Below are 16,486 nucleotides of genomic sequence, written 5' to 3'. Positions count from 1 at the left end.
GTGAGGCCGTGCCCGCCGCGCCACCGACGCCGGGCACGGGATCGACACGCCGCGACCCCCGCCGAACGACGCGGACGCGGCCGGCCCTGGGGAGAGCATGAACGAGGGGAACCCGACGGCGGACCCGTCCCCGTCCCGGACCGACGGCGACTTCGAACTGGCCAGGCCGGGGGCTGCTCCCGGCCCGACCGGGACCGAGGCGGGCGGTGTGCCGGAGGGGACGGCCCCCGGCGACGAGAGCGCCGAGGACCGTCGAGCCGAACCGGGTGCGGACCGAGGCGCCACCGGGCGCCCCAGGCCGCTGCACGACCCCGACCCCTACAGCACCCCGCCCTACGGCGGACCGGGCCCCTGGGCCCCCGCACCGCCCGTCCAGCACCCCATGGCGACCCCGGCCCACGGCACGCCGTCGGTCAAGGCGCCCGTCCCCGCCCCGCCGAGCCACCCCGGAGCCGTGGCCCCCGCCGCCCCGGAGCCCACCGTCCCGGCCCCCGCCCGGTCCCCGGACGCCCTCCTGGACCCGGCACCCTCGCAGGACCCCGCAGCGCCCCCCACCCCCCGCTACGACCCCTGGAACCCCGCGCCCCCCTCCCAGCAGGGCGCTCCGCTCCAGCACACCGGCGCCCCCCTCGCCGTCGCCCTCACCCGGACGCCGCGCGATCGGCGGGCCTGGGGGAGGCTCGTCGGCGCTTTCCTGGGCATCTCGCTGCTGGCGGGCGGGATCGGCGGGTTCGCCGGGGCCTGGATCGAGCGGGAGGGGACCACCGAGGTCCGCCTGCCGCAGGCCGGTGCCGTGCCCGACGGGCGGGACCGGGACAGCGTGGCCGGGATAGCCGCCCGCGCCCTGCCCAGCGTGGTCACCCTGCACGTGCGGGGCGCCGACGAGGCGGGTACCGGCACCGGCTTCGTGCTCGACGGCCGCGGGCACATCCTCACCAACAACCACGTCGTCGCCCCCGCCTCCACCGGCGGCGACATCACCGTGACCTTCAGCAGCGGCGACACCGCCGAGGCCGAGGTCGTCGGCCGGGACAGCGGCTACGACCTGGCCGTCGTCCGGGTCAAGGGCGTCCAGGGCCTCACCCCGCTGCCGCTCGGCGACTCCGACGGCGTACGGGTCGGTGACCCGGTCGTGGCCATCGGCGCCCCCTTCGACCTCGCCAACACCGTGACCTCCGGCATCGTCAGCGCCAAGGAACGCCCCATCACGGCGGGCGGCGAGAGGGGCGACGGCAGCGACGTCAGCTATGTCGACGCCCTCCAGACCGACGCGCCGATAAACCCCGGCAACTCCGGCGGCCCCCTCCTCGACTCCCACGCCCGCGTGATCGGCATCAACTCCGCCATCCGCTCGGCCGGCCGGGAGGCCGACTCCGCCGAGGGCCAGTCCGGCTCCATCGGCCTCGGCTTCGCCATCCCGGTCAACCAGGCCCGCCGGGTCGCCGAGGAACTGATCAACACCGGGCACGCGAACCACCCCGTGATCGGCGTGACCCTCGACATGGACTACTCCGGTGACGGCGCCCGTATCGACACCAGGGGCGGCGCGGGCGGCCCCGCCGTGCTCAAGGGCGGCCCCGGCGACCGGGCCGGGCTGAAGCCGGGCGATCTGATCACCGGCGTCGACGGCCACCCCGTCCACTCGGGCGAGGAGCTGATCGTCAGGATCCGCGCCCACCGTCCCGGCGACCGGCTCCGCCTGACCGTGGGCCGCCCCGGTGCCGAGCGGACCGTCACGCTGAAGCTGGGGGCGGCGTCCGGACAGAACTGACGCAAGTCTCACCTCGGGGCGGTACCGGTCCCGCGGGTGTGCCGGGTACCGTTGAGCGACCGAGGACACGCAAGGAGCTTTCAGGTGTTCAATGACATAGGGCCGCTTGAGCTCGTCACGCTCATCGTCCTCGCCGTGCTCGTCTTCGGTCCGGAGAAGCTCCCCAAGTTCATCCAGGACGTGACGCGCACGCTGCGCAAGATCCGGGAGTTCTCGGACAACGCCAAGCAGGACATCCGCAGCGAGCTGGGCCCGGAGTTCAAGGACTTCGAGTTCGAGGACCTCAACCCCAAGGCGTTCCTGCGCAAGCAGCTCGACAACGACGAGCTGGGCCTCAAGGAGATCCGCAGCGGCTTCGACCTCAAGCGGGAGATGGCCGACCTGACGGACTCCGTGAACGGCCACGACACCGCCTCCTCGGCGCTGCCCGGCCCCACCTCGGCCGCCCCCGCGGTGTCCGGCGGCCGGGTCGACATGACCAAGAAGCCCGAGCCGTCGCAGGACGACCGCCCGCCCTTCGACGCCGACGCCACCTGACGCCCGTACCGGAAGACGTCACCCGGTCGGCCCCGCAGCGCGCCGACAGATCACGACACGCCACGAAACCCGCCCCTCGAGGCGGGTTTCGGTGCGTGTACCAGCCGAACATCGCGTGATCGGCCGTCCCCGGAGCCCCACGCGCCCGCCGCCTTCCGGGCTGCCCTCAGCGGTGTGGATATGCTGCCGAGTTGTTGTGCGGACCGGGCGCGTACGCCCGAAGGGGGGCGGGCCTTGCCCCGGTCCGACGAGAACGAGGAGGCGTCCGGGCAGATGGAGACCACAAGTCGGGTAAGCGCGCAGACGCCGGCCGGTGAGAGCGGCCGGCGCGGCCACCTCGGGGGCCGGACGGTCGACGGCTATCTGCGGGCGCCTTTCCCCTGGTACGGCCTCGACGAGGCGTTCACGGGCCCGCGCTGGCTGCTGCAGGTCGGCACGGCCGCCGACGGGGCGGTGGAGCACGGTTCGATCGGGCACGGCGACGAGCCCTCCGTGCGCAACGAGCACAGCGCGAACTCCTCGGACGAGCCGAGGGAGAAGTTCGCCGTCGTCGTCACCGTGCCGGTGAACCCGTCCCGCCGCAGTGCGGACGGCACCGGGCTGCTGGAGGCCACGTCGGTCTCCTCGGCGGCCTGGCTGGCCGGGGTCGGGCTGCTGTCCGTCACCTGGCCCGGCCAGATGGACCACACCCTGCGCGACGACTGGCTGGACCAGCAGACCGAGACCGCGTGGGCGCTGGCCGACGACCTCGACGGCGCGGAGTGGTCCATGCTCTCCCTGCCGGTGGACGGCGTCGCCACGCCCTTCCACTACCGGGAGTCGGAGTTCGGCTGGGTCCTCGCCGGTGCCACCGAGGCGGGCGTCCACGTCGGCGCGTACGGCCGGGGCATGAGCGCCTACGGCCTCGGCTTCGCCGTCGTGAAGGACATTGGCGCCTACGCCTGAGACACGGGAAGAGGGGGCGCCGGCGAATCCGCCGGCGCCCCCTCTTCCCGTGTCCGGGCTCAGAACTTGTTGCGCGGGGTGATTCCCAGCGACAGCCCCGACAGGCCGCGCTGACGGCCGCCCAGCTTGCCCGCGATGGCGCGCAGCGCCGAGCCCGCGGGGGAGTCGGGGTCGCTCAGCACGACCGGCTTGCCCTCGTCGCCGCCCTCGCGCAGCCGCACGTCGATCGGGATGCTGCCGAGCACCGGGACCGTCGCACCCGTGGTGCGGGTCAGGCCGTCCGCGACCAACTGGCCGCCGCCGGTGCCGAAGATGTCCACCATCTCGTCGCAGTGCGGGCAGGGCAGACCGGACATGTTCTCGACCACGCCGACGATCTTCTGGTGGGTCTGCACCGCGATGGAACCCGCGCGCTCGGCCACCTCGGCCGCCGCCTGCTGCGGGGTGGTGACCACCAGGATCTCCGCGTTCGGGACCAACTGCGCCACCGAGATGGCGATGTCACCGGTGCCCGGCGGCAGGTCCAGCAGCAGCACGTCCAGGTCGCCCCAGTACACGTCCGCCAGGAACTGCTGGAGCGCCCGGTGCAGCATGGGGCCGCGCCAGACGACCGGGGCGTTGCCCGGGGTGAACATGCCGATGGAGATGACCTTCACGCCGTGCGCCGACGGCGGCATGATCATGTTCTCGACCTGGGTGGGCTTGCCGTCCGCGCCCAGCATGCGCGGCACGCTGTGCCCGTAGATGTCGGCGTCCACGACACCGACCTTCAGGCCGTCGGCGGCCAGCGCGGCCGCCAGGTTCACCGTCACCGAGGACTTGCCGACACCGCCCTTGCCGGAGGCGACCGCGTAGACCCGGGTGAGGCTGCCGGGCTTGGCGAAGGGGACCTCGCGCTCGGCCTGCCCGCCGCGCAGCGCGTTGGCCAGCTCCTTGCGCTGCTCGTCGCTCATCACGTCCAGCGTGACGTCGACGCGGGTGACGCCCTCGACGCCGGAGACCGCGTCGGTCACGCGCTGGGTGATCGTCTCGCGCATCGGGCAGCCGGAGACCGTCAGGTAGACCGTGACCGCGACCGCTCCGTCCGCGCCGATCTCCACCGATTTGACCATCCCGAGTTCGGTGATGGGGCGGTTGATCTCGGGGTCGTTCACCGTCGCCAGTGCCTCGCGCACCGCGTCTTCCGTAGCCATAGGACGATGGTACGGCGCCGCCGGGGGCCTTCGGGTAGCCCCTCAGCGGTCGTCTGCGTCACGCCCCGGCGGGCGGTTCGCGCGTTCTGCCGGGAATACGTACTGACCGGGCCGGCCCGTGCCCTCCTGGCGCCGCTCCAGCTCCAGCTCCCGGACGAGGTCCTGCAGCTCGGACCTGATCCAGTCACGGGTGGCGACCTCGCCCAGTCCCGCGCGCAGCGCGGCGATCTCGCGGGTCAGGTACTCGGTGTCCGCGATGGACCGCTCGTTCTGCTTGCGGTCCTGCTCCAGGTTGACCCGGTCGCGGTCGTCCTGCCGGTTCTGCGCGAGCAGGATCAGCGGCGCCGCGTAGGACGCCTGGAGGGACAGCATCAGGGTGAGGAAGATGAACGGGTAGGAGTCGAAGCGCACCACGTCCGGTGCCGCGATGTTCCACAGCACCCAGACGATGATGACGACCGTCATCCAGACGATGAAGCGTCCCGTGCCGAGGAACCGGGCGATCTTCTCCGACAGCCGGCCGAACGCCTCCGGGTCCCACTCGGGCACCACCCGGCGGCGGGGCGGGCGCGGCTGGTCCAGCCGGAACCCGCGCGGCCGGGATGCCGTGGCGCCCACCGGGGGACGGTCGCGGCCCTCGCGGCCGCCGTCGCGCTCAGCCATGCGTGCCCGCTTCCCGCCCGGCGCCCGCGTCCGGCACCTCGTCCAGGTGGAACTCCGTCTCGCGCCAGTCGTCGGGCAGCATGTGGTCCAGCACGTCGTCCACCGTCACCGCGCCCAGCAGCGACCCGGACTCGTCCACCACGGGCGCGGCGACCATGTCGTAGGTGGCGAAGAACCCGGCGATGACGGGCAGCGTGGCGTCGGGGTCGAGCGGCAGCAGGTCGTCGTCCACCAGCGAGCTGACCAGGGTGTAGGGCGGGTCGCGCAGCAGCCGCTGGAAGTGCACGGTGCCCAGGTACTTGCCGGTCGGCGTCTCGTCCGGGGGCCGGCAGACGTAGACCTGGGCGGCGAGCGCGGGGGAGAGGTCGGGGTTGCGGACCCGGGCGAGCGCGTCGGCGACCGTGGCGTCCGGGCGCAGCACGATCGGCTCGGTGGTCATCAGCCCGCCCGCGGTGTGCTCCTCGTACGACATCAGGCGCCGCATGTCGGCCGCGTCCTCGGGCTCCATCAGGCTCAGCAGGCGCTCCTGGTCCTCCTCCGGCAGCTCGCCGAGCAGGTCGGCGGCGTCGTCGGGGTCCATGGCCTCCAGGACGTCCGCGGCGCGCTCCTCCTTGAGCTTGCCGAGGATCTCGATCTGGTCGTCCTCCGGCAGCTCCTCCAGCACGTCGGCGAGCCGGTCGTCGTCGAGGGCGGCGGCCACCTCCGCGCGCCGCTTGGGGGAGAGGTGGTGCAGGACGTTGGCGAGGTCGGCGGGGCGCAACTGCTCGAAGGTGGCGAGCAGGCTCTCCGCGCCCTGCCCGTGCTCCTCCAGGGAGAACCCGGTGACGGCCGACCACTCCACGGTCAGCGTCTCGCCCTTGGCCCGCCGGAAGGCGCCGCCCTTCCTGCCCTTGCGGACGTAGACCCGGTCCACCTCCCACTCGCGGCGCGCGGGCAGTTGCTGCACGGACAGGTCGAGGACGGTGACCTCCTCGCCGGTCTCCACCAGCTTCACCCGCCGGTCCAGCAGTTCCCCGAAGACCAGCCGCTCGGTGGGCCGCTGCTCGAAGCGGCGGACGTTGACCACGCCGGTGGAGATGACCTGGCCGGAGTCGATACCGGTCACCCGGGTCATGGGCAGGAAGATCCGGCGCCGGGTGGACAGCTCCACCACCAGGCCGAGCACGCGGGGCGGGCGGCGGCCGACGCGCAGCATGACGACGATGTCGCGGACCCGGCCGACCTGGTCCCCCGCCGGGTCGAAGACGGGGACCCCGGCGAGGTGCGAGACGAAGATCCGGGGAACTCCGGCTGCCATCTGTGCTTCCTTTGCCGTGCTCGGGATGCGTCGGGATTGGTGCGGATTCGCTCTGATACGGCCACGTCCGTGCGCTTCAGGCTAGCCCGTACCGATAGGAAACGCCCCGGCGGACGGTCCGGACGGACGGGCTCCGCTCGGGGCGCGTGCCCCCGGTACGCTGCCGTACGCCCAATCGGAACCGGCAGAGAGGCAGCCCCACCTGTGACTGCGATTCCCCAGGCACGCACCTGGAGAACAGCGCGAACCGTGCGGGCGACCGCGCTGTGCGTGCTGGCCGTGTCGGCGCTGACGATGCTGACGGGATGCGGCGAGGAGGACCCGGACGCCGGGACCAACGGGGTGGGCCGGCTGCCCGCGCAGAAGATCCAGACACGCAGCCTCGCGGCGGCCGACGCGGCACCCGCGGTGCACCTGGCCGGGACCGTGGTCACCGGCGGCGTCACCTTCACGCTGGACATGCGGCTGAAGTCCGGCGGCAGCAGCGGCTCGGTGACCTCCAAGGGTTCGAGCTTCCGGCTGCTGCGGGTCGGCGAGCAGCTCTACCTGAAGGCCGACGCCGCCTTCTGGAACCACGGCGGGGACACCTCGGCCGCGGGCAAGCTCGACGGCAAGTACGTGAAGGTCCCCCAGGAGGACCCGGCGTACAAGAAGTTCAGCGGCTTCACCGAGAAGGACGCGCTGCTGCCCGCCCTGCTCACCCTGCACGGCAAGCTCGCCACCGTCGGCCACCACGAGCAGGCCGGCACCCGCACGATCCGCGTCACCGGCGACGGCGGCCCCGGCGGCACCCTCGACGTCTCCCTGGAGGGCAAGCCCTACCCGCTGCGCCTGGTGCGCGGCGGCGGCGGCGGGACGCTCACCTTCTCGGAGTGGGGCAAGGACTTCTCCGCCGCCGAACCCGACAAGTCCGAGACGGTCGACTACGGCGGCCAGTTGCCGGGGGCCTAGGACCTTTCTTCCGGATCAGGCCGACTCGGACCTACGGCTCCTTCCGGCCGACCCGAGCGGGGTCTGGTGCGTGCGGCTGCAAGGCGGAGGAGGGAGTCGACGCGGAGCGGTGGGGGTCCCCCCTGCTCGAGCGGAGGCGAGAGCTTGGGGGAGAGTGACGACAACGCCGCAGATGTGCGTGCCAGACCCCGCGACCGCGGCAAGATCCGGAAGGCAGGGCCTAGCCTCGCCTGCGTCGCCGCGCCAGCAGCTTGGGCAGCGCGGGCGGTACGGGTGCGCGGGTGGTGGCCGGGGTGGGCAGCGGGGGCTCGGCCAGGCTGCCGGTGGGCGGTGGGGCCACGGTGCCGGTGGGCACCAGGCGCAGCACCGTGCACTCGCGTGCCCAGCGGGCCGCGATCTCCTCGCCGCCGGGGGCGTTGAGCCGCTTGCCCTTCAACTCCGCGACGGCCGCCTCCCACTCGGCCGACCCGGGGGCCAGCCGGTGCGCGGTCGCCGGCCAGGTGACGAGCCGGCCGCCCTTGTCCTTGCTGCGCACCGCCACCTCGGCCGCGCCGCCGTCGGTGAGAGCGGGCAGCGGCTGCTCGCCGGGGCCGTCACCGACCAGGCAGGCGGCGCCGTCGTGCCAGACGTGCCACAGCGGGCGCGCGGCGGGCGCTTCGGCGCCCCGGACCCAGATCAGGCCGGACTTCTTGGTGGCCTCCTCGATGAGGGCCTGGTCGAAAAGGGCCTGGGCGGGCGGCTCGCTGGTCATGCGCCCAGCCTATCCAGGCGCGCTCAGAGCCAGCCGTTGCGCTTCAGCGTGCGGTGGATGCCCAGACAGAGGGCGACCGTGACGCACATGATCACCGGGTAGCCGTACTTCCAGTGCAGCTCGGGCATGTGGTCGAAGTTCATGCCGTAGACCCCGCACACCATGGTGGGCACGGCGATGATCGCGGCCCAGGCGGTGATCTTGCGCATGTCCTCGTTCTGCGCGACCGACGCCTGCGCCAGGTTGGCCTGGAGGATGGAGTTCAGCAGTTCGTCGAAGCCCATGACCTGCTCGTGGACGCGGGCCACGTGGTCGGCGACGTCGCGGAAGTACTTCTGGATGTCGGGGTCGATCAGCCGCATCGGCCGCTCGCTCAGCAACTGCATGGGGCGCAGCAGCGGGGCGACCGCGCGCTTGAACTCCAGTACCTCGCGCTTGAGCTGGTAGATCCGGGCCGAGTCGACACCGCGCGAGACACCGCCGTTGCGGCCGGGGGAGAAGACCTCCGTCTCCACCTCGTCGATGTCGTCCTGCACCGAGTCCGCGACCGCGATGTAGCCGTCCACCACATGGTCGGCGATGGCGTGGAGCACCGCCGAGGGACCCTTGGCGAGCAGCTCGGGGTCGTCCTGGAGCCGGTGGCGCAGTGCCCGGAGCGAGCCCTGCCCGCCGTGCCGCACGGTGATGAAGAAGTCCCGGCCGGTGAAGCACATGACCTCACCGGTGTCGATGACCTCGCTGTTGGCGGTGAGCTCGTCGTGCTCGACGTAGTGCACGGTCTTGAACACGGTGAACAGCGAGTCGTCGTAGCGCTCCAGCTTGGGCCGCTGGTGGGCCTGGACCGCGTCCTCCACGGCCAGCGGGTGCAGCCCGAACACGCCCGCGATGCCCGCGAACTCGGCCTCGGTCGGCTCGTGCAGGCCGATCCACACGAACCCGCCGTCCTTGCGGACCTCGCGCATCGCCTCCTGCGGGCTGAGGGTGCGTCCGCTCTCCACGCGGGCGCCGTCGCGGTAGACCGCGCAGTCGACCACGGCCGAGGAGGCGGTGGGGTCGGCCTCGAAAGGGGCGGCCGCGTCCTTGCGCGGGGCGGGGCGGGAGGACGGACGGACCACGGCTCGCAGGTCGCGGATCATCGACATGGGCAGGCTCCTTCGCGGGCGGGCAACGAAAGTGCGCCTGCGACGGGTGGAACTACCCGGAATGGGGACGTTCGGACTGCATGTGTTTGGCACGTCCACAAAGCGGGGAGCACCGCACCGTCGCGGTGGCGACTTCGCTACTGATGCAGGACTGAGTCAGATCAGGCAGATCAGGCAAAGCGAAACGAAGTGCTCTTCCGGACGGCGAAGCGAACGGGAAGGTGGCAGCCAGCCAGGAATGACATCAACAGCCGGAAGAGCGAGTGGTACTGCACGGTCGACTTCGATCCATGACAGCCCCACCTCCTCCGGCCGGTCCCTCGTAAGGGAGTCTCATCGGCGTCGGGGACTCGACGGCGAGCATGTGCACGCGGCCCCGAACCACCGGCTCAGCGTAGCAGCAGCCTTCGGTGTCAAGGCGCAGCTTTGCCTGCCACTGACGAGTTCTATGCTCACCGCATGGTTGATGTTCTTCCTCTGGTCGAGGCGCGGCTGAACTCGGCGCTCGGTGAACCGGATGCGCGTGCCTCCGTCACCTTTCTCGGCGCGGACCGCATCGAGGTGCTCCGTTTCCAGGAGGGGGACGTGGTCCGGTACGCCACGCTGGGTATGTCGGCGCACCCCATGACCGACCCCACGGCGATGATCGCCGACCCCGTCGAGGGCCCGCGTGCCGAGCTGGTCCTCTCCGTCCGCGCCGGGCTCGCCGACACCGGCCCGGTGCTCCGGCCGCTCGCCGTGCTGGCCGCTTCCCCGCAGGTCGAGGGAGTGGTCGTGGCCCCCGGCGCCTCACTGGACGTGGGGGAGCCGCTGTGGCCCGGCGCACCCTTCACCTCGGTACTGGTGGGGGAGCCGGGCGGACTGGTGGAGGACCTGGAGCTGGACGCCCCGCTGGACCCCGTGCGCTTCCTGCCGCTGCTGCCGATGACGCCGAACGAGGCCGCCTGGAAGCGGGTGCACGGCGCGGAGGCCCTCCAGGAGCGCTGGCTGGTCAACGGCACCGACCTGCGCGATCCCCACCGCGTCTCCGTCCCGCTCGGACCGGCGCCCGAGTGAGCAAGCTCACCAAGTGCCCTTGATGGGCGGGGAGTTGGTCGGACGCCGAGGGGAGCGCCGGGGCCGTACGGGTGATCGTCCTTGACGTGCGGCGGCCGGGGTAGGACCGTGGGGCTCTATGAGGGGCGAACCCAGTTGCCCGAGGTGCGGTGGCCGGGTCCGGGCTCCCGGCCTCTTCGCCGACACGTGGCAGTGCGACGCGCACGGCGCGGTGTACCCGCTGCAGCCCGCGATCCCGCCCAGCGTCGAGGCACTCACCGCCGTGGTGCAGCGCACCGGTGTCCCGCTGTGGATGCCGTGGCCGCTGCCGGTCGGCTGGCTGTTCACGGGCGTCGCCTACGCGGGGGACGCCCCCGGCGGCGGCCGGGCCACCGTCGTGGCCTGCTCCGGTCCCGGCCCGCTCGGCGGTCCCGGCGAGCTGGTCCTCGTCGCCGAGGAGCTGGGCGTCGGCCTCGGCGCGCGGTACGCGGGCCTGGAAGGCCCCGACCCGGGCCCCTGCCTGGACGTCGAGAAGCCGCCGCAGGCCAAGGTGCTGGCCGCCGGCCGCCCCACCCCGCTCTGGCACGTCAGTGACACCCCGGACGACCGCGCGGTCTTCGCCGGCGAGGCCCTCGGTGTCTGGCTGTGGGCGGTCACCTGGCCCGCGCAGTCCGGCCTGCTGATGTACGACGAACTGGTGCTGACGGATCTCCGGGACGCGGGCCCCGAGGTCGACCTGGTGCCCTGCGGGGCGCTCTCGCCCCGGCTGATGCAGCCCTGAGACGTAGCTGATGCAGCCCTGAGGTGTAGGGGGCGCCTCCGGGGTGCGGGGGTGACAGGGCATGCCTTCGGCGCGGCTATCCTTAGGTGGTCCCCGCCGTCCCCCTAGCCTCCTGGAGCAGCCGTGCGCATCGACCTGCACTGCCACTCCAGCGCCTCCGACGGCACGGACACCCCCGCCGAGCTGATGCGCGCGGCCGCCGGCGCCGGACTGGACGTGGTCGCGCTGACCGACCACGACACCACCCGCGGGTACGCCGAGGCGCGGGCCGCGCTGCCCGAGGGCCTCACCCTGGTCACCGGCGCCGAACTCTCCTGCCGGACCGACGGCGTCTCGCTGCATCTGCTGGCCTACCTCTTCGACCCCGAGGAGCCCGCCCTGCTCGCCGAGCGCGAGCTGGTCCGGGACGACCGGGTGCCCCGCGCCCACGCGATGATCGCCAAGCTGAACGCGCTCGGCGTCCCGGTCACCCGGGAACAGGTCGAGCGGATCGCCGCCGGGGGCACGGTGGGCCGTCCGCACCTGGCTTCCGCGCTGGTGGAGCTGGGTGTCGTACCGACCGTGAGCGACGCCTTCACGCCCGAGTGGCTGGCCGACGGCGGCCGGGCCTTCGTCGAGAAGCACGAGAGCGATCCCCTGGAGGCGATCCGGCTGGTGAAGGACGCGGGCGGCGTGGCCGTCCTCGCCCACCCCGCCGCCGCCAAGCGCGGCCGCACGGTGCCGCAGGACGCGATCGCCGCCATGGCCGCCGCCGGACTCGACGGGATCGAGGCCGACCACACCGAGCACGACCAGGCCACCCGGACCCGGCTGCGCGGCCTCGCCCAGGACCTGGGCCTGCTGGTCACCGGCTCCTCCGACTACCACGGCACCCGCAAGACCGTCGCCCTCGGCGAGAACACCACCGATCCCGAGGTCTACGGCGAGATCATCCGCCGTGCGACCGGCGCGTTCCCCGTCCCCGGCACCGGCGGAGCCTGAAGCCCCCGGCGCCCCGCGCCCTCTCCAGCTTTTCCCCCCACCCGATCACCCGCACGTCCGCCGTGCGCGCCCGCCGCATGCCCGTAAGGGAGTCACGGGCGTCTCGCGGCGGTAGTTCCATCACGCAAGGCACATCATGTTCGACCTCGCCGTCTTCGGCTCCCTGTTCCTGACCCTCTTCGTCATCATGGACCCGCCGGGGATCACCCCGATCTTCCTCGCCCTCACCGCGGGGCGGCCCGCCAAGGTCCAGAAGCGGATGGCCTTCCAGGCCGTCTGTGTGGCGGGCGGGGTCATCACCGTCTTCGGCCTCCTCGGCCACCAGATCCTCGACTACCTGCACGTCTCGGTCCCGGCGCTGATGATCGCGGGCGGGCTGCTGCTCCTGCTGATCGCGCTCGACCTGCTCACCGGCAAGACCGACGAGCCCAAGCAGACCAAGGACGTCAATGTCGCCCTCGTGCCGCTGGGCATGCCGCTGCTCGCCGGTCCCGGCGCGATCGTCTCGGTGATCCTGGCCGTACAGAAGGCCGGAAGTGTCGCCACGCAGGTCTCGGTCTGGTCGGCGATCCTCGCCATCCATGTCGTGCTATGGCTGGTGATGCGTTACTCGCTGCTGGTCATCAAGGTCATCAAGGACGGCGGTGTCGTCCTGGTGACACGGCTCGCGGGCATGATGCTCTCCGCGATCGCCGTGCAGCAGATCATCAACGGGGTCACTCAGGTGATCCGGGGGAGCTGAGACTCGGCCTCGGCTCCCCCGGAAGGCTTGAGTGTCGTGCGCCCTATGAGGCCGGGCGAGTGTCGGCCGGGCGGATCCACAGGCGCTGGCCGATGGCGGCCGCCTGTTGCACGATCCGGTTGACGGAGGCGGCGTCCACGACGGTGCTGTCCACGGTGCTGCCGTCGACCTCGTCGAGTCGCATGATTTCGAAGCGCATCGGCTTCTCCCTTCGTCTGGTCATCCTCCTGCGGAGAACTACTGGTGTGCGACGCGTTGTCGCGGTGTCACATGTGTAGACAACGAACGGCCTACCGCAAACATTCCCTACGCTAAGGAAATTTTTTGACGGGCTAATTACTGTCCGGTAAAACAACCTCGCAAGGGGACTGACGGGGACCGGTTGTGTTCGCAGCGTGACGGCCGGGACAATGGACCCGATGAACGACGACCTGGCGGCACTCGGCGCCCGCATCGACCACACGAACGAGCTGCTACAACGCATGCTCGCGGAAGTGGCGAAAACACCCTCCACCCACGCGATCTTCGTCGACGCGGGCTATCTCTACGCGGCCGCGGGCCGTCTGGTGGCCGGGACCGAGGACCGCCGCGCCTTCGACCTCGACGCCGAGGGCCTGATCGACGCGCTCATCGACAAGGCCCGCTCGATCTTCGCCGACAGCCGTCTGCTGCGCGTGTACTGGTACGACGGCGCCCGGCGCCGCATCCACACCGCCGAGCAGCAGTCGATCGCCGAGCTGCCCGACGTCAAGGTCCGCCTCGGCAACCTCAACGCCCACAACCAGCAGAAGGGCGTCGACTCCCTGATCCGCACCGACCTGGAGTCCCTGGCCCGCCACCGCGCCATCAGCGACGCGGCGCTCCTGGGCGGTGACGAGGACCTCGTGTCGGCGGTCGAGGCCGCGCAGGGGTACGGGGCGCGCGTCCACCTGTGGGGCATCGAGGCGCCCGAGGGCCGCAACCAGGCCGAGCCGCTGCTGTGGGAGGTCGACAGTCAGCGCACCTTCGACCTGGAGTTCTGCAAGCCGTACGTCTCGCGCCGCACGGCCGCCGCCTACGAGGCGACGGGCAACCGGCCGACCCGCGAGGACGTGCGCTTCGTCGGCGCCCAGATCGCGGCGAAGTGGCTGGTCTCGCGGGGCCGGGACAGCCTGATGGAACTCCTGCCCGGTCACCCGTACCTGCCCGGCTCGGTCGACCAGGACCTCCTGGTGGAGGCGGAGGGCCTGCTCCAGTACTCCCTGCGCGGCCAGGCCGACCTGCGCCGGGCCCTGCGGGACGGCTTCTGGGAGCACCTGCAGACGCAGTACTGACAGCGGGAAGGCCCGGTCCCCTTCGACGGGGGCCGGGCCTTCCTGCTGTCGTGCGGGTTCCGCTTACGCCTCGGTGGGCTCCACGGCGGCGACCTTGCGGGTGCGGCGGCGCGGCTTGGCCTCCGGCTCCTCGGTGGCCTGAGCCGGGATCTCCGTCGCGACGGCCTTGGCGGCGGCCGTCTTGCGGGTGCGGCGGGGCTTGGTCTCGGCCTCGGGGGTCTCGACCGGCTCCGTCGCGGCGGCCTTGCGGGTGCGGCGCGGCTTGGTCTCCACGGCCTCGGCCGTCTCGACGGCTGCGACAGCGGCCTTGCGGGTGCGGCGGGGCTTGGTCTCGGCCTCGGGGGTCTCGACCGGCTCCGTCACGGTGGCCTTGCGGGTGCGGCGCGGCTTGGTCTCCGTCACCTCGGCCGTCTCGACGGCGGGGGCAGCGGCGGCCTTGCGGGTGCGGCGGGGCTTGGTCTCGGCCTCGGGGGCGTCGACCGGCTCCGTGACGGCGGCCTTGCGCGTGCGGCGCGGCTTGGTCTCGGCCTCGGGGGTCTCGACCGGCTCCGTCACGGCGGCCTTGCGGGTGCGGCGCGGCTTGGTCTCCACGGCCTCGGCCGTCTCGACGGCTGCGACAGCGGCCTTGCGCGTGCGGCGGGGCTTCGTCTCGGCCACGGGGGCCTCGACGGTGTGCACGACCGCCTCGGCGGGGGCGGCCGCCTTGCGGGTGCGGCGCTTCGGGGCCGGGGCCTCGGTGACCGGCTCCACGACCACGGCCGGCGCCTCGACGACGGCCTCGGCCACGACCGGAGCCGCCTCCGCCCGCTTGCGGGTGCGGCGGCGCGGCTGGGCCGGAACCTCCGGCGCCTCGGGGACCTCCACCACGGCGACGGCGGCAGCCGCGGGCGCCGGGGTCTCGGTGACCGTCTCCACGGCGGCCGTCACCGGCTCGCCGGCCGCAGCGCCGCGCGTACGGCGACGACGGCGGGGGGTACGGGGAGCCTGCGGCTCCTCGACTGCGGTGGTCTCCGCCGCGGGGGCGGCGGCACCGGCCTCCACCGGGGCACCGCCGCGCATGCGGCGGCGACGGCGCGGGGTGCGCTCCGAACGCTCCGAGCGCTCCGTACGCTCCCGCTCCGGCGTGGCCTCGGGGCGTCCGCCACGGCCGGACCGGCCGCCGCCGCGCGCACCACGGCCACCGGTCTCGCCGAGGTCCTCCACGACCTCCGCGTCCAGACCGGCACGCGTGCGCTCCGAGCGGGGCAGGACACCCTTGGTGCCCGCGGGGATGTTGAGGTCGGAGAACAGGTGCGGGGACGTCGAGTACGTCTCCACCGGCTCGTTGAAGTCCAGCTCCAGCGCCTTGTTGATGAGCTGCCAGCGCGGGATGTCGTCCCAGTCGACGAACGTGACGGCCGTGCCCTTGTTGCCGGCGCGGCCGGTGCGGCCGACGCGGTGCAGGTAGGTCTTCTCGTCCTCGGGGGACTGGTAGTTGATGACGTGGGTCACGCCGCTGACGTCGATGCCGCGCGCGGCCACGTCGGTGCAGACCAGCACGTCCACCTTGCCGTTGCGGAAGGCGCGCAGCGCCTGCTCGCGGGCGCCCTGGCCGAGGTCGCCGTGGACCGCGCCGGAGGCGAAGCCGCGGCGCTGGAGCTGCTCGGCGATGTCGGCGGCGGTGCGCTTGGTGCGGCAGAAGATCATCGCGAGACCGCGGCCGTCGGCCTGCAGTATGCGCGCGATCATCTCCGGCTTGTCCATGGAGTGGCCGCGGTAGACGAACTGCTTGATGTTGGCGACCGTGGCGCCCTCGTCGTCCGGCGCGGTGGCGCGGATGTGCGTGGGGCGGGACATGTAGCGGCGGGCGAGACCGATGACCGCGCCCGGCATGGTGGCCGAGAACAGCATGGTCTGGCGCTTGACCGGCAGCATGTTGACGATCTTCTCGACGTCGGGAAGGAAGCCCAGGTCGAGCATCTCGTCGGCCTCGTCCAGCACCAGGCACTTGACGTGGCTGAGATCCAGCTTCTTCTGGCCCGCCAGGTCCAGCAGCCGGCCGGGGGTGCCGACGACGACGTCGACGCCCTTGTTCAGGGCCTCGACCTGCGGCTCGTAGGCACGGCCGCCGTAGATGGCGAGGACGCGCACGTTGCGCACCTTGCCGGCGGTCAGCAGGTCGTTGGTGACCTGGGTGCACAGCTCGCGGGTGGGCACGACGATGAGCGCCTGCGGCGCGCTGGTCAGTGCCTCCGGGGCGGCGCGGCCGGCCTCGACGTCGGCGGGGACGACGACGCGCTCCAGGAGCGGCAGACCGAAGCCGAGGGTCTTGCCCGTGCCGGTCTTGGCCTGGCCGATGACGTCGGAGCCCGAGAGGGCCACCGGGAGCGTCATCTCCTGGATGG

The 16,486-nt window shown here is 72.6% G+C and carries 16 protein-coding genes; 9 read left to right on the top strand and 7 right to left on the bottom strand.

The features are described 5' to 3' along the window. Nucleotides 1-97: 97 nt before the first annotated feature. The 3 genes from HEK131_RS25780 to HEK131_RS25770 all read left to right on the top strand — a co-directional run bounded on the left by HEK131_RS25780 (nt 98) and on the right by HEK131_RS25770 (nt 3,253). Nucleotides 98-1,771 (top strand): trypsin-like peptidase domain-containing protein, encoded by a 1,674-nt coding sequence (locus tag HEK131_RS25780; protein ID WP_244337170.1) that lies wholly within the window; start codon nt 98-100, stop codon nt 1,769-1,771. Between the two features lie 84 nt (nt 1,772-1,855). Then, the gene (locus tag HEK131_RS25775; RefSeq protein WP_217463039.1) at nt 1,856-2,308 is read left to right on the top strand and encodes a sec-independent translocase; all 453 of its coding nucleotides are present in this window, start codon (nt 1,856-1,858) and stop codon (nt 2,306-2,308) included. Nucleotides 2,309-2,581: 273 nt separating this feature from the next. Further along, nucleotides 2,582-3,253 carry a hypothetical protein gene (locus HEK131_RS25770; RefSeq protein ID WP_244337169.1) on the top strand — a complete coding sequence of 224 codons (672 nt, stop codon included), beginning with the start codon at nt 2,582-2,584 and terminating at the stop codon, nt 3,251-3,253. Between the two features lie 59 nt (nt 3,254-3,312). On the opposite strand, the gene HEK131_RS25765 is transcribed toward HEK131_RS25770, so the two are convergent. The 3 genes from HEK131_RS25765 to HEK131_RS25755 are packed head-to-tail and all read right to left on the bottom strand — an operon-like array spanning nt 3,313 to nt 6,406. Further along, nucleotides 3,313-4,446, bottom strand: coding sequence for an Mrp/NBP35 family ATP-binding protein (locus HEK131_RS25765; protein ID WP_217463040.1), 1,134 nt, complete (start codon nt 4,444-4,446; stop codon nt 3,313-3,315). Nucleotides 4,447-4,488: 42 nt separating this feature from the next. Next, complete coding sequence (locus HEK131_RS25760) at nt 4,489-5,109, bottom strand: DUF1003 domain-containing protein (protein WP_217463041.1); 621 nt, start codon at nt 5,107-5,109, stop codon at nt 4,489-4,491. Continuing rightward, on the bottom strand, nt 5,102-6,406 hold the full coding sequence (locus HEK131_RS25755) for a magnesium transporter MgtE N-terminal domain-containing protein (protein ID WP_161149806.1): 1,305 nt from the start codon (nt 6,404-6,406) through the stop codon (nt 5,102-5,104). Before HEK131_RS25755 ends, HEK131_RS25760 begins: the two co-directional genes overlap by 8 nt. 204 nt (nt 6,407-6,610) lie before the next feature. Here HEK131_RS25755 and HEK131_RS25750 point away from each other — a divergent pair, with 204 nt between their 5' ends. Beyond that, nucleotides 6,611-7,357, top strand: a complete 747-nt coding sequence (locus tag HEK131_RS25750) for a hypothetical protein (protein ID WP_217463042.1) — start codon at nt 6,611-6,613, stop codon at nt 7,355-7,357. Nucleotides 7,358-7,577: 220 nt separating this feature from the next. On the opposite strand, the gene HEK131_RS25745 is transcribed toward HEK131_RS25750, so the two are convergent. Continuing rightward, nucleotides 7,578-8,108, bottom strand: a complete 531-nt coding sequence (locus HEK131_RS25745) for a hypothetical protein (RefSeq protein WP_244337168.1) — start codon at nt 8,106-8,108, stop codon at nt 7,578-7,580. Between the two features lie 23 nt (nt 8,109-8,131). Further along, the gene (locus HEK131_RS25740) at nt 8,132-9,250 is read right to left on the bottom strand and encodes a magnesium and cobalt transport protein CorA (protein WP_217463044.1); all 1,119 of its coding nucleotides are present in this window, start codon (nt 9,248-9,250) and stop codon (nt 8,132-8,134) included. Between the two features lie 459 nt (nt 9,251-9,709). On the opposite strand from HEK131_RS25740, the gene HEK131_RS25735 reads away from it, so the two are divergent. From HEK131_RS25735 to HEK131_RS25720, 4 genes are all read left to right on the top strand, one after another. Further along, nucleotides 9,710-10,306 carry a suppressor of fused domain protein gene (locus HEK131_RS25735; protein ID WP_244337167.1) on the top strand — a complete coding sequence of 199 codons (597 nt, stop codon included), beginning with the start codon at nt 9,710-9,712 and terminating at the stop codon, nt 10,304-10,306. Between the two features lie 118 nt (nt 10,307-10,424). Further along, nucleotides 10,425-11,066 (top strand): DUF6758 family protein, encoded by a 642-nt coding sequence (locus tag HEK131_RS25730; protein WP_217463046.1) that lies wholly within the window; start codon nt 10,425-10,427, stop codon nt 11,064-11,066. Between the two features lie 123 nt (nt 11,067-11,189). Beyond that, a complete protein-coding gene (locus tag HEK131_RS25725) occupies nt 11,190-12,047 on the top strand; it encodes a PHP domain-containing protein (RefSeq protein ID WP_217463047.1) in 858 nt (285 codons plus the stop codon). Nucleotides 12,048-12,183: 136 nt separating this feature from the next. Further along, the gene (locus HEK131_RS25720) at nt 12,184-12,789 is read left to right on the top strand and encodes a MarC family protein (protein WP_217463048.1); all 606 of its coding nucleotides are present in this window, start codon (nt 12,184-12,186) and stop codon (nt 12,787-12,789) included. Between the two features lie 43 nt (nt 12,790-12,832). On the opposite strand, the gene HEK131_RS25715 is transcribed toward HEK131_RS25720, so the two are convergent. Beyond that, complete coding sequence (locus HEK131_RS25715) at nt 12,833-12,988, bottom strand: hypothetical protein (RefSeq protein WP_217463049.1); 156 nt, start codon at nt 12,986-12,988, stop codon at nt 12,833-12,835. A 220-nt stretch (nt 12,989-13,208) separates the two neighbouring features. Here HEK131_RS25715 and HEK131_RS25710 point away from each other — a divergent pair, with 220 nt between their 5' ends. Next, complete coding sequence (locus HEK131_RS25710; RefSeq protein ID WP_161149798.1) at nt 13,209-14,102, top strand: NYN domain-containing protein; 894 nt, start codon at nt 13,209-13,211, stop codon at nt 14,100-14,102. A gap of 63 nt (nt 14,103-14,165) precedes the next feature. Here HEK131_RS25710 and HEK131_RS25705 read toward each other — a convergent pair whose 3' ends face one another. Beyond that, entirely contained in the window at nt 14,166-16,475 is a 2,310-nt protein-coding gene (locus tag HEK131_RS25705; protein ID WP_244337166.1) for a DEAD/DEAH box helicase, read from the bottom strand. Between the last annotated feature and the right edge of the window lie 11 nt (nt 16,476-16,486).

It is taken from the genome of Streptomyces seoulensis, from assembly GCF_022846655.1.
Taxonomy (GTDB): Bacteria; Actinomycetota; Actinomycetes; order Streptomycetales; family Streptomycetaceae; genus Streptomyces.
Note: the sequence above shows the minus strand (reverse complement) of the source record. Positions and strands in the feature narration are given on the sequence as shown.

Bases quoted from the DNA above. Each gene is read 5' to 3' on its own strand.
- HEK131_RS25730 (WP_217463046.1), top strand. From the start codon at position 10,425: ATGAGGGGCGAACCCAGTTGCCCGAGGTGCGGTGGCCGGGTCCGGGCT.
- HEK131_RS25760 (WP_217463041.1), bottom strand. From the start codon at position 5,109: ATGGCTGAGCGCGACGGCGGCCGCGAGGGCCGCGACCGTCCCCCGGTG.
- HEK131_RS25740 (WP_217463044.1), bottom strand. From the start codon at position 9,250: ATGTCGATGATCCGCGACCTGCGAGCCGTGGTCCGTCCGTCCTCCCGC.
- HEK131_RS25755 (WP_161149806.1), bottom strand. From the start codon at position 6,406: ATGGCAGCCGGAGTTCCCCGGATCTTCGTCTCGCACCTCGCCGGGGTC.
- HEK131_RS25710 (WP_161149798.1), top strand. From the start codon at position 13,209: ATGAACGACGACCTGGCGGCACTCGGCGCCCGCATCGACCACACGAAC.
- HEK131_RS25745 (WP_244337168.1), bottom strand. From the start codon at position 8,108: ATGACCAGCGAGCCGCCCGCCCAGGCCCTTTTCGACCAGGCCCTCATC.
- HEK131_RS25770 (WP_244337169.1), top strand. From the start codon at position 2,582: ATGGAGACCACAAGTCGGGTAAGCGCGCAGACGCCGGCCGGTGAGAGC.
- HEK131_RS25715 (WP_217463049.1), bottom strand. From the start codon at position 12,988: ATGCGCTTCGAAATCATGCGACTCGACGAGGTCGACGGCAGCACCGTG.
- HEK131_RS25705 (WP_244337166.1), bottom strand. From the start codon at position 16,475: ATGACGCTCCCGGTGGCCCTCTCGGGCTCCGACGTCATCGGCCAGGCC.
- HEK131_RS25735 (WP_244337167.1), top strand. From the start codon at position 9,710: ATGGTTGATGTTCTTCCTCTGGTCGAGGCGCGGCTGAACTCGGCGCTC.
- HEK131_RS25780 (WP_244337170.1), top strand. From the start codon at position 98: ATGAACGAGGGGAACCCGACGGCGGACCCGTCCCCGTCCCGGACCGAC.
- HEK131_RS25765 (WP_217463040.1), bottom strand. From the start codon at position 4,446: ATGGCTACGGAAGACGCGGTGCGCGAGGCACTGGCGACGGTGAACGAC.
- HEK131_RS25720 (WP_217463048.1), top strand. From the start codon at position 12,184: ATGTTCGACCTCGCCGTCTTCGGCTCCCTGTTCCTGACCCTCTTCGTC.